This is a genomic window from Lysinibacillus sp. GW823-FHT02G10, from assembly GCF_058797135.1.
Genome location: NZ_JBXAJI010000001.1, coordinates 32,008 through 48,412, shown reverse-complemented (window position 1 = coordinate 48,412; position 16,405 = coordinate 32,008). Strand labels below are relative to the sequence as shown.

The window sequence follows — 16,405 nt, the reverse complement described above, 5'->3', positions numbered from 1 at the left end:
TCATTCCTTACTCTCTAATATTTCATGTAACTTTAATCTGAGAGCATTTAATTGCTCATCGATGCTAACCATAATTCTTCCATGATTTGTTTCAATATAGCAATCTGTCTCATTATCCAAATCTTCATTAACAAAAATCATTAATGGTACGTCTATTGGGAACATTTCTGCTAATTCATCTCGGTTGGTCGTAATTAAAGCATAATAAGCTGGCGAAACATAAATTTTAATTTCCTTCATTTCTCTTGCTTCTTTTAGCCCTCTACGCACAATCGATACAAATAGTTCGTTATCCTGTTCTAACGAAGTACCAATAATTCTTTCTGCAGCAGTTAAACCTAACTCTAAAATTACCGCTTCTTGATCTTCAATATATTTTTGAGCATTTTCTTTCGCTAACATCATTATTTCGTTCGCTGTTTGAAGTGACTGAGCCATTGCTTCAGTGGCCTTATTCACGCCATCTTCATAGCCTTGTCCAAATCCCTCATCATAAGCTTCTTGAACACGATTGGGTCTCTCTTCCTCCCAATTTAGCTTTAAATGTTCAATTTCTTGAAAGTGCCTATGCTTTTCCTGTTCAAACATCTCTCGTTCAGCTTGCAAAGCAGTTCTTGCTTCAGTAAGTAAACGATCTCGCTCTGCCACGACTTCATCTAACGTTAATTGATGCTGAGGAGGTCCTTCTTCTTGGTATTCTTCCATCGCTTCAAACATATCACGGATTTGTATTTCTTTGACATTATCGCTATCAGACTTAGTGTAAATAGAACGGATGATTCTAGACAATGACGTCATCTCCTCCACCACGAGCAATAATAATCTCTCCAGCATCCTCTAGACGACGAATAACAGCAACAATTCGAGATTGTGCCTCCTCTACGTCACGTAAACGTACAGGTCCCATAATTTCCATTTCTTCTTTAAATGTTTCAGCCATACGTTGTGACATATTGCGGAATATAATATCTTTTACCTCTTCACTTGATACCTTCATTGAAAGCAGTAAGTCTTCGTTTTCACAATCACGAATAACACGCTGAATGGAACGATTGTCGAGTGTAACAATATCCTCGAACACAAACATACGTTTTTTGATTTCCTCTGCAAGTTCTGGGTCTTGTATTTCCAGTGCATCGAGTATTGTTTTTTCTGTTTGTCGATCTACTCCATTTAAAACTTCAACGACTGCATCAATACCACCAGTTTCTGTATAATCCTGCGTAACGGTTGATGATAATTTACGTTCTAACACAGATTCAATTTCGCTAATCACTTCTGGTGAAGTTGATTCCATGACCGCTATACGTTTAGCAATGTCAGCTTGTACTTCCTGTGGTAAAGAAGATAAAATAACCCCCGCTTGCCCTGCCTCTAAATAAGAGAGGATTAGGGCAATTGTTTGAGGATGTTCATTTTGGATAAAGTTAAAAATTTGCGCTGGATCAGCTCTTCTAGCAAAATCAAACGGGCGTACTTGTAATGAAGATGTTAGTCGATTGATGATTGTTTGTGCTTGTTCTACGCCAAGTGCTTTTTCTAATACTGTTTTTGCATAGCCAATACCACCTTGTGTGATATAGTCCTGCGCGAGTGCAATATTGTGAAATTCTTCAATAATCTCTTCTTTTACATTTGATTCTACTTTTTTAACACTTGAAATTTCTAATGTTAAACGTTCAATTTCTTCCTCTGTTAAGTGCTTATAGACAGAAGCTGAAACTTCAGGCCCTAATGAAATTAACAAGAGAGCGGCCTTTTGTTTTCCGGTTAATTCTTTATCTTTCTTGGACACAGCCGAACCTCCTAGTTAGTCTTCAGCAATCCAACTACGCAGTAACTTTGCAAAATCGTCTGGCTTTTCTTTGGCCATTTTTTCTAGCTGCTTACGACGCATTGTAGCTTCCGTTTCAATTTCTTCATTAATATCATCAACCATTAATTCTTCTTGTTCTTCTAGGATACTTAACTCTTCTTCTTCCTTCGCACGTTTACGTGAACGGATAATGAAGAATGCTAGTAATAAGATAACAGCTAACAAGATACCTCCGATAACCCAAACCCACCATGGAATGATTGGTTTTTCATCAGCTATCTCTGTTGCCTTACCATATAATGGTTGTACAGATACCGCCACTTTTTCATCGATCTGCTCTTGAGTAAGTTCTGCTGCTACGTCTTTGGAAATTGTTGTACGTACAATTGTACTTAAAATTTTCTCAATATCTTCTCGAACACCGTCTGGTAATGACGCTGCGTCAGTTGCTGTCGGTGGTTCAACAATTACTTGAATACCAATATCCTGAATTTTATAAGGAGCTTCTTGAATATCCTTACGTATACGGTTCACATCATTATTAATCGTTTCTTCCGTACGTTCGTAATCACCATTTCCTGCTGTACCTTCATTATAAGTTGTGAAGTTATCAGTAGTTGTTTCAGCTTCAGGTGTTCCAGCAGCGGCAGCTGCTCCTGTACCAGAATATTGCTCTGTAATTCGCTGAGCACTTATGGCAATCCCTTCCATATTTTCTTCATCAACAGGTGTCACAAGATTTTCTTCACGATTTTCTTTCTTGAAATCAATATCCGTTGTGACAGAAACCATTACTTTATCTTGTCCCATCAACGTTCCAAGCATATTTTGTACTTGACGTTGTAGATCTCGTTCTACCAATTTCTTCATTTGTAATTGGCCTTCAGCTGTTGTTGTGGAAGTACCATCAGCTGTTGCTGCATTCAGATCAAAGTACTCTGAAAATTGGTTAGAGATCACGATATTTTCAGTCTTTAAATTCGGAATACTTTTTGACACTAAATTGTACATTGTAGTTATTTGCTGTTCTGTAAATTTATAGCCAGGATCAGTATTTAAAACGATAGATGCTGTTGCCTCTCCTTGAACATCCGTTACGAATACACCTTCCTCAGGAACAGTAATCATAACTTTTGCATCTTTTACACCTTCCAGATTTTTGAAAAGTTTAGCAATTTCAGTTTCAGTAGCTGCTTTTTTTAATAGGTTAAATTCATTATCAGTCATACCAAATCCTGAACTATTAGCAAATGAGTAATCGATTGATCCTGTTTGTGGATATCCCTCTGAAGCTAATTGCACTAATAAGGAGTCAACTTGCTCTTCTGGCACTAAAATAGATGTTCCACCTGGAGCAATTTGATAGGTTACACCTTGGGAATCTAGCGCTTCCTTTACCTGTCCAATTTCCCGTGTTGATAAATCTTTATAAAGTGGAACATATGTAGTTTTGGAAGCAAAAAATGTCACAATTGCTGCTAGTGCGATTACAACTACCACGGAGCCAATCATAACTATTTTTTGCTTTTTACTTCGACTTGTCCAAAATTGACTGGTGTCGTTTTTTATTTTTGTCAATCGTTCATTCATTATGAATCCTCCGGTTATAGTGAATAACCTAGCCATCAATAATTTGCGAACATAATGAGCCACTCTGATTTGTGGTTGTTAATTTATATTGAAAAGAGGTTTCTTATCTTTACAATAAAATTAAACACTCATGCGCATTATTTCTTGGTAAGCTTCAATCACCTTATTGCGAACTTCAATTGTTGCGTTTAGGGTAATGCTTGCCTTTTGCGAAGCAATCATCACTTCATGCAACTCCACATCTTCACCTTTAATTAGCTTCTGAGTAAATTTATCAGAAGTTATTTGTTGATCATTTACTTTTGCAATTGCTTCTTTTAACGAGTTCGCGAAGCTTTGTTGCGCTTCATAAGGTGTAGCATTCAGTTTATTCGTGTTATTTACAACCTGAGTAGGTGTCATTAGCGAAATGGACGAAATGGCCATGTATGTATCTTCCTTTCTACTTAAATTTATTTACCAATCTCTAAAGCCTTTGTAAGCATGGATTTATTCGCATTAAATACAGTTATATTCGCCTCATAAGAACGAGTAGCCGACATTAAATCAACCATTTCTTTTAATGGATCGACGTTAGGCATGTTTACATAACCATCTGCATTTGCATCTGGATGAGTTGGGTCATATACAAGTTTGAAAGGTGTTTCTTGATCTTCTGAGATTCGAGTAATTTTCACACCATTACCAACACCACTTTTTGCATTTTTACCTAGTGCTATATTCAAAAAATTAGAAAATTGTCCTTCTTGTGCTGATAGCGTCACGGACTTACGTCGATATGGTTCCCATTCCCCATTCACTTGACGAGCGCGAGTTGTATCCATGTTAGCCATATTAGAAGAAATAACGTCCATACGTAAACGCTGCGCTGTTAATGCGGAGGCAGTGGTATTCATCCCATGAAAAATAGACATCTATTACTTACCTCCTTTAATAACGGTATTCAATGTGTTTAATTTCCCATTAACACGATCGATTAGAGCATTATAATAAATTTGATTCTCTGCTAATTTCGCTTGCTCAGCATCCATATCTACAGCATTCCCATTGTTTCTATATCGCAAGTTCTCAACAATATTGACACCTGGTGTAGATTGTCGAAACGTGAAATCATAATGTCTATTATCAGTGCGGTATGCAGAAATAGCTATACTCTTCTGCTCTTCCAACATATCCTTAAAACTAACATTTTTCGCCTTATAATTAGGTGTATCGACATTCGCGATATTATTTGCGATTGTTTTATGATTTAAAGTGGCATAGGAAAGTCCATTTTCCAGGCTACTAATAGTTCCTCCAAATAAATTCAAAACTGTTCACCTCATTTTATTTAAAATCTATGTACTTGTTAATTTATCCAATAATACAATTGTAATTAAGATGATACCTAGTGTCTATTGTCTTTTGTCACTTTTTAATAGTCTATACGCCCTATTTTTTCTCCCTCTCAACCATGACAAAACTTCCCCATCCTTTGTGTCTCTAGGCTTCAGTAAAGATTAATAATCATCTAGTTATTTTACACCATTTCGACAGTGTTTACGATTTTATTGTGAAAAATGCCTTTTTATGAGGTTTATCGCCTTTTTTAATCCTTTTAAATAAAGGTCCCTTTTTACTAGTTTAATCACTATGGGAGTATTTTTTATACAGTGACTATAAGTTTATTCCCCATTCTTCAAAAGTAACATAACAGCATTTTTTATATGCTAATTGTAGTGACAAATTATCGAACATTTTTAGGATAAAAGCAACGAAATCCATGTTTTTATATTAATTCTCTAAAAAACAAATGCCCTAAAATTTCGAAAATACACAAAAAAGCGTCTATATTACCATAGACACCATCATTGTTTTGAAAAACAATATATTTTATGAAAGATGAAAACGACTTTCATTCCACACTACCTGCTTGCCACTATACTTCTCTCTCACTCAGTTTAAAGTATAAAACTATAGCTCTGTTTAAGGTCTCACCTTTCTCACATGGGAATCAGCCTTCTACTCCACCGTTCTACATTAAAAGCAAAAATTACAATCACTAGTCTGAAAAGTCACTTTTCCTCATGTTCGACTAACGGATTCATTGTACGCTCCTCTGAATTGGACGATGACGAAACCTAAAGCACCCCTCACCTTTCTAAAAGGTCTTTTTCAACAACATAAAAAGCGTCTATGTTTACCATAGACGCTTTCATTAGCTTCTTAAAAGAAGTATTTATTTCATTTTAATTTCTGCTAAAGCATTTAAGAATTTATCGTTTAGTACTTTAATATAAGTACCTTTCATACCTAAAGAGCGAGATTCAATGACACCTGCTGATTCAAGTTTACGTAATGCGTTTACGATCACCGAGCGTGTAATACCCACTCGATCAGCAATTTTAGAAGCAACTAGTAAGCCTTCATTACCATCAAGTTCTTCAAAAATGTGTTCAATTGCCTCTAACTCACTGTACGAAAGTGAATTAATAGCCATTTGCACGACAGCTTTGCTACGAGCTTCTTCTTCAATTTCTTCCGACTTTTCACGTAAAATTTCCATACCAACCACTGTTGCACCATACTCAGCTAAAATTAGATCATCATCTTCAAATTGTGAAGATAAACGAGCAAGGATTAATGTTCCTAAACGCTCACCACCACCAACGATTGGTACAATTGTTGTTAAAGCATTTTGGAATAAATCTTTATTTTCTACCGGGAAAGCAGTATGTTCATTATTAATATCTAAATTTGATGATGTTTCAGAGATCGTAAATAAGCTATGTGTGTATTCTTCTGGGAACTGTCTCTCTTCGAACATTTTTTTCATACGTTCATTTTCAATTTGTTGGTGAATTGAAATACCTAATAATTTACCTTTACGACTTAAAATATAGACATTACTATCGATAATATCGCCTAATGTATCGGCCATTTCCTTAAAGTTTACTGGCTTACCAGCAGAAGCTTGAAGCATCGAGTTAATTTTACGTGTTTTTTCTAATAAATTCATTATATGTTCCTCCTATAAATAATCCGAAGAGTATTTACTAAATATTCTAAAGGTTTTTACTATTGAATGATACTAATCAGCTTTATCTTACAGTATAAACTGTGACAAATCTTTGTTTTTTACTATTCCCGCAAGTTTTTGATCCACATACGCCGCATTGATTGGGATACTGGCAGGCGCAATTTCAGATGCCTCAAACGATAGTTCTTCCAGTAAACGTTCTAATATCGTGTGTAAACGACGAGCTCCGATATTGTCTGTTTCCTGATTCACTTCAGTTGCTATCTCAGCAATTCGTTCAATAGCATCTGTCGTGAAATGAATTTCTACGCCTTCTGTCTCTAAAAGTGCTTTATATTGCAAAATTAATGATTGATCTGGTTCTTGTAAAATACGGACAAAATCCTGTTTTGTTAATTTTTCTAGCTCTACTCGAATTGGGAAACGGCCTTGTAACTCGGGAATTAGGTCTGATGGTTTTGACATATGAAATGCCCCAGCAGCAACAAACAGCATATAATCCGTTTTCACTGCACCATACTTTGTTGTAACCGTAGAACCTTCTACAATTGGTAAAATGTCACGTTGAACTCCTTCACGGGAGACATTCGCCGAAGTATTTCCTTCTTTACTAGCAATTTTATCGATTTCGTCAATAAAAATGATACCCGTTTGCTCAGCTCTATTAATGGCTTCCTGTGCTACTTCATCAGCATCTATCAGCTTATTTGCTTCTTCTATTGTTAAAATACGACGAGCGTCTTTTACTTGCACACGGCGTTTTTTCTGTTTTTTAGGCATTAAACTAGAGAGCATATCCTGCATACCACTATTCGCAGACATATCCATCCCAGTTCCTTGTAACGCATCAAAAATGGATGGATTTTGTTCTGTTACCTCTACAGTAACCCACTCATTTTCTAACTTACCATTGCGTAAATCAATGGCAATTTGAGCACGCTTCGAGCGAACTTCTCCATCATCTGCTGATGAATCATCATTTGTTGGTTGTTCTTTCCCACCAAATAGCATTTCAAACGGATTTTGCATCGCCTGTTTTTTACGTAAAGAAGGCACCAAAAGTTTCACGATTGCTTCATTTGCTAATTCTTCTGCTTGTTCCTTGACAGACTCCATCATTTCTTCTTTAACTAGACGGTGAGAAGCTTCTACCAAGTCACGGACCATTGATTCAACATCTCTACCCACATAGCCTACTTCGGTAAACTTTGTCGCTTCAACTTTTACAAAAGGTGCATTAGTAAGCTTTGCAATCCTTCTTGCTATTTCTGTTTTGCCGACACCAGTTGGCCCAATCATCAAAATATTTTTCGGAATAACTTCAGCCTTCATATCTTCATTTAACAACGAACGACGATAGCGGTTTCGTAACGCAATAGCTACTGCTCGCTTAGCTTCATTCTGCCCAACAATGTAACGATCTAAATGCTCAGTAATTTGTCTTGGCGTTAAATTTTTTTGTGTCATTAGTTCAGCGCCTCCACGATAATATTATGATTTGTAAATACACAGATTTCAGCAGCAGTTTCTAATGCCGCTTCAGCTATTTCACGAGCAGTCATTGTTTCACCTGCATATTTTTTTAATGCTCTACCTGCAGACAATGCATAATTGCCTCCAGAGCCAATGGCCAAAATGCCATCATCAGGTTCAATCACTTCTCCTGTACCCGAAACGAGTAATAAAGTCGTTTTATCCATTACTAGTAGCATTGCTTCTAGCTGGCGTAGCATTTTATCACCACGCCATTGCTTCGCTACCTCAACGGCTGCCCGTTGCAAATTACCGTTATACTCATTTAATTTGCCTTCAAACATTTCAAAAAGTGTAAAGGCATCAGCAACTGAACCTGCAAAACCAGCGAGGACCTGCCCATTAAACAGACGTCTGACCTTCCTTGCTGTACCCTTCATCACAACTGCATTTCCCAATGTTACTTGACCATCACCAGCCATAGCACAGCCTCCGTTATGATGAACCGCAAATATCGTTGTTGCATGAATTTGTCCCATCTGCCTTCCTCCTTAGCTCTATTATGCCCTTGGATGAGCATTCATATATGTTTGACGAAGATGCTCTTTTGTTACATGTGTGTAAACTTGTGTAGAAGATAAATGTGAGTGACCTAATAACTCCTGCACCGTCCGTAAATCTGCGCCATTATTCAATAAATGAGTAGCAAAAGTATGGCGAAGCATGTGTGGGTAAATTTTCGTATGGAGTGAGGCCTTATCAATCATTTCGTTTAAAATATGACGTACCCCTCTAGGAGTAAGTTCCCCACCACGCATATTGACAAACAACTGCAGATGATTCGTTTTTTTCATCAATCGTGGACGAGCTTGCTCTATGTAGTCCTGCATTGCTAAACTCGCAAATTGACCAAATGGAATGATTCGTTCTTTTCGACCTTTTCCCATTACTCGTATAATCGAATAATGAAAATCTACATCCTCTACTTGAATTGAAGTCAGTTCACTCACACGAATACCTGTTGCATATAACAGCTCTAATATAGCTATATTTCTTAATGATTTCAAATCATCACCAGTATTCGCATCAAATAACTGTTTCAATTCCTCTTCGTAGAAAAAATTAGGTAAACGTGATTCTTTTTTCGGATGATAAAGCGAACGAAAGGCTCCGTCATCTAATCCGTACTGTCTATTTAGAAAGCGAAAAAAGGAGCGTATTGAGGAAATTTTCCTTGAAATAGAAGCCCTTGCCCTTTTCTCATCGTACAACTTTGTTACATAAAGACGTGCATGTATATATTCAACACTTGCTAAATCATCGATTCCCTCCGTTTGTAAAAAGGTTAAAAAATCTAGCAGGTCTGATTCATATTCTCGCACTGTATGAACAGAGAAGTTCTTTTCAACTTGGATGTAAAGCATGAACTGTTCGAGTGCATCTTGGGACGAAACTAACACAGAAAGATTCACCACCAATAATTTATTAATAATTTTCTTAAATGACTGACACTTGTAATATAACGGATATACATTCCTTTGTCATCTCTTACAAGTTTGTATCGTTTTCCTGATCATTAATAAACATACATATTGACACTAAACCTATCTTCATAATATAGCAAGTGTAAATAGTTATATTTTGAGAAAAACTCCATACAAAATAATAAAATACGTCTAATTAAGCATTTTGTCTACAAAAAGAAAAAGCCTCTAAGAGTATAACAACTTTTAGAGGCTTTTGGCAATTAAATTGTTTGTGAATTCACAAAATTTCGAATTGTGCTTATTGCGCGTGTTGCATGCATTTCCGCACGCTCTGGCTTAGAACGACGACCAGGTGGTAAGTCAGGGAAGATGCCGAAGTTTACATTCATAGGCTGGAAGTTTTTCGACTGTGCTTCTGTTATATAACGCGCCATGCTTCCTAATGCCGTTTCGAATGGGAAAATAATCGGCTCTTGTCCTAAGGCTAAACGAGCTGCATTTATTCCTGCAATTAATCCACTACCTGCTGATTCAACATAGCCTTCAACACCAGTCATCTGACCTGCAAAGAAAATATTCTTTTGCTCACGAAGTTGATATGTTTTTTCTAAAACTTTCGGTGAATTGATGAAGGTATTTCTGTGCATGACGCCATAGCGAACAATTTCTACATTCTCTAACCCAGGAATGAGCTGTAGCACTTCCTTTTGTGGCCCCCATTTTAAATGCGTTTGGAAGCCTACAATGTTGTAAAGCGTGCCTGCTGCATCGTCTTGACGAAGTTGAACAACTGCATATGGACGTTTTCCTGTTTTAGGATCCTCAAGACCTACTGGCTTCATCGGACCAAATAACATAGTTTTCTCTCCACGAGCTGCCATGACTTCAATTGGCATACAACCTTCAAAGTAAATTTCTTTTTCAAATTCCTTCAATGGTACAACTTCAGCTTCGATTAATGCTTGGCGGAAACGATCGAATTCTTCCTTTGTCATAGGACAGTTTAAATAAGCCGCTTCCCCTTTATCATAACGAGATTTTAAATAAACTTTATTCATATCAATACTATCTTTTTCGATAATAGGTGCTGCTGCATCGTAAAAGTATAAATAATCTAAACCCGTTAAACCTTGAATTTTTTCAGCTAAAGCTTTTGAAGTTAATGGTCCTGTTGCAATAACTGTAATACCTTCTGGAATTTCTGTGACTTCTTCATGAATAACCTCCACAAGTGGATGGTTTTTCACAGTTTCTGTTACATACCCTGCAAATTCGTGACGATCTACTGCTAAGGCACCTCCAGCAGGTACTGAACATTGGTCTGCTGCCTTTAAGATAACAGAATCTAACATACGCATTTCTTCTTTTATAACGCCTACAGCATTTGTTAACCCGTTTGCCCGCAATGAATTAGAACAAACAAGCTCAGCAAATTTATCAGTATGGTGCGCTGGTGTCTGCTTTACTGGACGCATTTCATAAAGTTTAACTTTTATACCCCGCTTAGCAATTTGCCAAGCTGCCTCACTACCTGCCAGCCCTGCTCCAATTACATTTACTACTTGTTCAGTCATGTTTCTTACCATCTTCCTATCATTGAGTTGGTGCTTCTTCATAGTCACACTTCGTACATTGAATTTGCACACCTTTTTTTATCTTTTTCTCTACTAATAATGCACTACATTTTGGACATGGTCTATTAATCGGCTTGTCCCATGAGACAAATTCACATTCAGGATACTGATTGCAACCATAGAATAGACGCTTTGTTTTACTTTTTCGCTCCACAATCTCGCCCGTTTCACAGGAAGGACATTTCACACCAATAGGCTTCATAATCGCTTTTGTATTTCTACAATCCGGGAAATTAGAACAAGCCATAAATTTGCCATATCGTCCAAGCTTAAAGACCATTGGAGATCCACAAAGCTCACAGTCTTCTCCTGCAGGCTCATCTTTAATGACAACCTTTTCCATAGCTTCATCCGCATGTTTTACATGGACTTCAAAGTCTTTGTAAAATTCCTCCACAACTTTTTTCCATTGTCGATTGCCTTCTTCAATATCATCTAAATCTTGTTCCATTTGTGCTGTGAATTCGATGTTTATGATATCTGGGAAAAATTCTAGTACGAGTTGGTGTACGATCTCTCCTAGCTCTGTTGGCATAAAGCGTTTAGCATCTAATACAACATAGCCACGGCGCTGAATTGTATCGAGGGTCGGTGCATATGTGGACGGGCGCCCAATTCCTAGTTCTTCCATTGTTTTAACAAGTCGCGCCTCAGAATAACGTGGTGGTGGCTGTGTAAAATGTTGTTTAGGCTCGATTTCAAGCGATTTTACTTGATCACCAATTTCCATCTCAGGTAAAAGTTTTGTCGTCTCTTCAGTTTGATCATCAGTACCTTCAATATATAGTTTCATAAAGCCTGCGAATTTAACTTGTGAGCCATTTGCACGGAATAAAACATCACCATTTTGAAGATCTACAGCTACAGTATCAAGTACTGCCGGTGCCATTTGACTCGCAATAAAGCGCTCCCAAATTAAGCGATATAAGCGTAACTGATCACGGCTAAGTACCGCCTTTAATTCATCTGGTGTCCGCATTGTACTTGTTGGACGTATTGCTTCGTGCGCATCCTGTGCATTTGAAGCTTTCTTTGTTTGTTTTATTTCTGTTGCAATGTATTCTTTTCCATATTTACCCTCAATGTACGTAACCGCTTCTGCTTTTGCCGTATCAGAAATACGTGTGGAATCGGTACGCATATAAGTAATTAACCCGACTGTCCCCTCTTTTTTTCCAATATCTATACCTTCGTATAATTGCTGAGCTAGCATCATGGTCTTCTTAGCACGGAAATTTAATTTTCGTGCAGCTTCTTGCTGTAAAGATGATGTTGTAAAGGCTGGTGCAGCATTACGCTTACGTTCCTTTTTCGTTACATTGACAACATCAAAGTTTGTTCCTTTAACATCTTTTAAGATTGCCTTTACTTGTGCTTCATTTGTTAATTTTATTTTGTCTTTACCATTTCCATAGTAAAGGGCATCAAATGATTTTTTTCCCTTTTCAAACGTTCCTTCAATTGTCCAATATTCTTCAGGTTGGAAGTTTTTAATTTCATTTTCACGATCAATGATCATGCGTAGTGCTACAGATTGTACCCGACCCGCTGATAAACCTTTTTTTACCTTTTTCCATAGAATTGGGCTAATGTTATAGCCAACAAGTCGATCCAATATACGTCTTGTTTGCTGCGCATCTACTAAATCCATGTTAATTGGACGTGGGTTTTTAAAAGACTCTATAATTGCATCTTTAGTAATTTCATTAAATACAACACGACAATCTGAGTGAATATCAATATTTAATGCAGTCGCAAGGTGCCAAGCAATTGCTTCTCCCTCGCGGTCTGGATCGGCCGCTAGATAAACTTTCTTTACTTTTTTAGCAGCAGACTTTAATTCCTGTAACACAGGTCCTTTACCACGTATCGTAATATATTTAGGCTCGAAATTATTTTCCGCGCTAACGCCCATCTGACTACGTGGAAGATCCCGTACGTGTCCAACCGACGCTTTCACTTTATATTTCTTTCCTAAATACCGTTCAATTGTTTTTGCTTTTGCTGGTGATTCTACAATCACTAAATAATCCGCCATCTATGTCTCCCCCTTAGCGAGGTCTATTACTAATTTTTTAAGTTACCTGTTGCAAAATGTATAACAGATTTTAAGATAATGCAACTTTTTTTCAATTTTTGTTAGAAAAGAGGTCTAATGTTTCAATGATTTGATGACCATTCACTATGGGAATTGCTCCTTCAAAAAGCAATTGATTTGTCCCTTTTGATTGCGTTGCGTCTATAGGTCCTGGCACCACAAACACATCTTTTCCTTGCTCTAATGCAAGCTCTGTTGTAATAAGCGTGCCACTTTTTAATGCCGCTTCTGTCACAACTAATGCTTGAGATAAACCACTAATGATTCGGTTACGCATTGGGAAATGCCATTTTTCAGGCTTCATATGAGGAGGATATTCTGTCATTAATAACTGGTGCTCTGCCATTTGCGTAGCAAGAATGCGGTTTTCTGATGGATAGAGATAATTAAAACCATGTCCAAGCACAGCTATTGTATGACCGCCCATATCGATAGTCGCCCTATGTGCCATTGTATCTGCACCTCTTGCAAGCCCACTAACAACCGTATAATCACGTTGAATAAGCGGCGGGACAATTAAGTCTATCGCTCTTTTTGAATACGCTGTCGCCTTCCTAGAGCCTATAATAGCTATCTGTTTTTTGTTTGTTAACAGGGAATATTGACCTTTCACATACAATACAGTAGGTGGACTTGATATTTCAAATAATTGCGCCGGGAAATAGGGATGATAAAACGGGATGGGGAAAATATTAGCCCGTGCATAGGCCTCTTCAAGTGGTGTTGTCATAATTTGTCGAAAGCGCTGAGAAAGTTGATGTGCTTTTTTTGCCGATATTTGTAAAACTTTTGCGAGGTCGTCATAATGAATGTCTTCAAAAGAGCTTAAAATATTCACAGGGGACAACAATTGCTGAAGTTTCTGTAGTGGTAATGGGTACACATAATGTAAGGCTAGTAATCTCTGCGTATCTACTGCGAGAATCATTCAATAAACCTCCTTTTATAATAGAAGAAATTAAATGACCGCATGATAATTTTCAACACAACATTGCATTATTATTTATAACATCTGCCACAAAATTGTTGATTTCTTCATAAGTAAGTAGGTAATTGTTGAATGAAGTATGATAAACAGTGTATAAATAATGAAAAAGATGTAGCCGTAATGGCTACATCTTCCATTTTAATGGGTTTTACACTTTTCGTATAGCCCTTTTTCTTTAATTACTTTAATTAATGTTTCACCAATTACAGAAGGTGTTTCTGCAACTTCAATACCAGCTTCGTTCATTGCTTTAATTTTCTCCGCTGCTGTTCCTTTACCACCAGAAATGATAGCACCAGCGTGACCCATACGTTTGCCAGGAGGTGCAGTTTGTCCACCAATAAAGCCTACAACAGGTTTTGTCATATTTGCCTTAATCCATGCCGCTGCTTCTTCCTCAGCTGTACCACCGATTTCACCAATCATAACAACTGCGTATGTTTCTGGATCATTATTAAAGGCTTCAAGTACATCAATGAAGTTTGTACCGTTGACAGGGTCACCACCAATACCTACTGCAGTTGTTTGACCAATTCCAGCTTGTGTTAATTGGTGTACTGCTTCATATGTTAATGTACCAGAACGAGAAACTACTCCTACATGGCCTTTTGTATGAATATAACCAGGCATGATACCAATTTTACATTCATCAGCTGTAATAACACCTGGACAGTTTGGACCTACTAGGCGAGTGTTTTTGCCTTCCATATAACGTTTAACCTTAACCATATCAAGGACAGGAATATGCTCTGTGATACAGATTGTTAATTCTAATTCAGCATCAACAGCTTCTAAAATTGCATCTGCCGCAAATGGTGCAGGTACATAGATAACTGAAGTTGTAGCACCTGTTGCAGCTACAGCTTCTGCTACTGTATTGAAAACAGGAACTCCCTCGATTTCAAGTCCACCTTTACCTGGTGTTACACCTGCTACGATTTTAGTACCATACTCAAGCATTTGCTTCGTATGGAAAAGAGCTGTTTCGCCCGTAATCCCTTGTACAATTACCTTCGTATCTTTGTTAATAAATACAGCCATTGTTCTCCCTGCCTTCCTTAGCCTACTAGTCCCACAATTTTTTGTGCACCGTCAGCCATTGAATCCGCTGCAACGATGTTTAAACCAGATGCATTTAAAATTTCTTTTCCAAGTTCAACATTTGTACCTTCTAAGCGTACAACTAATGGCACAGCTAAACCAATCTCTTTAGCAGCCGTTACAACACCCTCAGCAATAATGTTACACTTCATAATTCCACCAAAGATGTTTACGAAAATGCCTTTTACGTTTGGATCAGAAAGGATAATTTTGAAAGCCTCTGTTACTTTTTCAGCTGTTGCACCGCCCCCTACATCTAGGAAGTTAGCAGGGCTTCCGCCATAATAACTAATTGTATCCATCGTTGCCATGGCAAGACCAGCACCGTTAACCATACAGCCAATATTTCCATCTAATGAAATATAGCTTAGGTCATATTTTGAAGCTTCGATTTCTTTTGCATCTTCTTCGTCAAAATCGCGTAATTCGACAATATCCTTATGTCGATATAATGCATTGGCATCAAAATTGAATTTAGCATCTAATGCTACTACTTCGCCTTGTCCAGTTACAACAAGTGGATTAATTTCTACAATTGATGCATCTTTGTCGATAAATGCTTGATATAAGCCTAACATTAATTTAACAGCTTTCCCTACAAGGTTTGCTGGAATATTCATATTAAACGCCATACGACGTGCTTGGAAGCTTGTTAATCCAACTACAGGATCCACAACTTCTTTGAAGATTTTTTCTGGATTTGTTTCTGCTACTTCTTCAATATCCATACCGCCTTCTTCAGATCCCATCACTGTTACACGAGATGTGGCACGGTCTAATACTAGACTTAAATAGTATTCTTTTTGGATATCAGAACCCTCTTCAATATACAAACGTTTTACTTCTTTTCCTTCTGGACCTGTTTGATGAGTCACTAAAATTTTTCCTAATAACTCTTTTGCGTATGTGCGCACCTCGTCAAGGTTTTTAGCGATTTTGACACCGCCTGCTTTACCGCGTCCACCTGCATGGATTTGCGCCTTGACTACTGTTACGTTTGAGCCAAGTTCCTTCGCTACTTTTACTGCTTCATCAGGGGAAAAAGCAACTTTTCCGTTTGGTACAGCTACACCATATTTTCTCAGAATCTCTTTCCCTTGATATTCATGGATATTCATAATACATCCTCCCATCAAACATTTGCATAGAATTGTTTTACTAACATAGACTATTCTAACGAAAGATTCTGATAAAGTCTA

The 16,405-nt window shown here is 37.5% G+C and carries 15 protein-coding genes; all 15 read right to left on the bottom strand.

All coding sequences use genetic code 11. The annotated features are described in order from the left end of the window. Positions 1 to 789 (bottom strand): flagellar assembly protein FliH, encoded by a 789-nt coding sequence (gene fliH / locus AC1RFD_RS00225; RefSeq protein WP_054550514.1) that lies wholly within the window; start codon positions 787 to 789, stop codon positions 1 to 3. After that, a complete protein-coding gene (fliG, locus tag AC1RFD_RS00220) occupies positions 782 to 1,795 on the bottom strand; it encodes a flagellar motor switch protein FliG (protein WP_008180783.1) in 1,014 nt (337 codons plus the stop codon). The genes fliH and fliG overlap by 8 nt, the downstream gene beginning before the upstream one ends. Positions 1,796 to 1,810: 15 nt before the next feature. Beyond that, positions 1,811 to 3,406, bottom strand: a complete 1,596-nt coding sequence (gene fliF / locus AC1RFD_RS00215) for a flagellar basal-body MS-ring/collar protein FliF (RefSeq protein WP_054550513.1) — start codon at positions 3,404 to 3,406, stop codon at positions 1,811 to 1,813. A gap of 120 nt (positions 3,407 to 3,526) precedes the next feature. Beyond that, positions 3,527 to 3,832 (bottom strand): flagellar hook-basal body complex protein FliE, encoded by a 306-nt coding sequence (fliE, locus tag AC1RFD_RS00210; RefSeq protein ID WP_004269303.1) that lies wholly within the window; start codon positions 3,830 to 3,832, stop codon positions 3,527 to 3,529. A 26-nt stretch (positions 3,833 to 3,858) separates the two neighbouring features. Further along, positions 3,859 to 4,320, bottom strand: a complete 462-nt coding sequence (flgC, locus tag AC1RFD_RS00205; protein ID WP_054550512.1) for a flagellar basal body rod protein FlgC — start codon at positions 4,318 to 4,320, stop codon at positions 3,859 to 3,861. A 3-nt stretch (positions 4,321 to 4,323) separates the two neighbouring features. Further along, a complete protein-coding gene (gene flgB / locus AC1RFD_RS00200; protein WP_048391621.1) occupies positions 4,324 to 4,716 on the bottom strand; it encodes a flagellar basal body rod protein FlgB in 393 nt (130 codons plus the stop codon). Between the two features lie 908 nt (positions 4,717 to 5,624). Beyond that, positions 5,625 to 6,404 carry a GTP-sensing pleiotropic transcriptional regulator CodY gene (gene codY / locus AC1RFD_RS00195; RefSeq protein ID WP_004229266.1) on the bottom strand — a complete coding sequence of 260 codons (780 nt, stop codon included), beginning with the start codon at positions 6,402 to 6,404 and terminating at the stop codon, positions 5,625 to 5,627. An 87-nt stretch (positions 6,405 to 6,491) separates the two neighbouring features. Continuing rightward, the gene (hslU, locus tag AC1RFD_RS00190; protein ID WP_004229268.1) at positions 6,492 to 7,892 is read right to left on the bottom strand and encodes an ATP-dependent protease ATPase subunit HslU; all 1,401 of its coding nucleotides are present in this window, start codon (positions 7,890 to 7,892) and stop codon (positions 6,492 to 6,494) included. Continuing rightward, positions 7,892 to 8,437: an ATP-dependent protease subunit HslV gene (gene hslV, locus AC1RFD_RS00185; protein WP_004229270.1), complete on the bottom strand. Its 546-nt coding sequence runs from the start codon at positions 8,435 to 8,437 to the stop codon at positions 7,892 to 7,894. The genes hslU and hslV overlap by 1 nt, the downstream gene beginning before the upstream one ends. A gap of 21 nt (positions 8,438 to 8,458) precedes the next feature. After that, positions 8,459 to 9,358, bottom strand: coding sequence for a tyrosine recombinase XerC (gene xerC, locus AC1RFD_RS00180; RefSeq protein ID WP_004229272.1), 900 nt, complete (start codon positions 9,356 to 9,358; stop codon positions 8,459 to 8,461). Between the two features lie 287 nt (positions 9,359 to 9,645). After that, positions 9,646 to 10,959, bottom strand: coding sequence for an FADH(2)-oxidizing methylenetetrahydrofolate--tRNA-(uracil(54)-C(5))-methyltransferase TrmFO (trmFO, locus tag AC1RFD_RS00175; RefSeq protein ID WP_016994086.1), 1,314 nt, complete (start codon positions 10,957 to 10,959; stop codon positions 9,646 to 9,648). Between the two features lie 19 nt (positions 10,960 to 10,978). Beyond that, entirely contained in the window at positions 10,979 to 13,057 is a 2,079-nt protein-coding gene (gene topA / locus AC1RFD_RS00170; RefSeq protein WP_016994084.1) for a type I DNA topoisomerase, read from the bottom strand. 91 nt (positions 13,058 to 13,148) lie between these two features. Further along, positions 13,149 to 14,045 carry a DNA-processing protein DprA gene (gene dprA, locus AC1RFD_RS00165; protein WP_048391625.1) on the bottom strand — a complete coding sequence of 299 codons (897 nt, stop codon included), beginning with the start codon at positions 14,043 to 14,045 and terminating at the stop codon, positions 13,149 to 13,151. Between the two features lie 198 nt (positions 14,046 to 14,243). Next, entirely contained in the window at positions 14,244 to 15,146 is a 903-nt protein-coding gene (sucD, locus tag AC1RFD_RS00160) for a succinate--CoA ligase subunit alpha (protein ID WP_004229280.1), read from the bottom strand. Between the two features lie 17 nt (positions 15,147 to 15,163). Continuing rightward, positions 15,164 to 16,324 (bottom strand): ADP-forming succinate--CoA ligase subunit beta, encoded by a 1,161-nt coding sequence (gene sucC / locus AC1RFD_RS00155; protein ID WP_036080495.1) that lies wholly within the window; start codon positions 16,322 to 16,324, stop codon positions 15,164 to 15,166. Between the last annotated feature and the right edge of the window lie 81 nt (positions 16,325 to 16,405).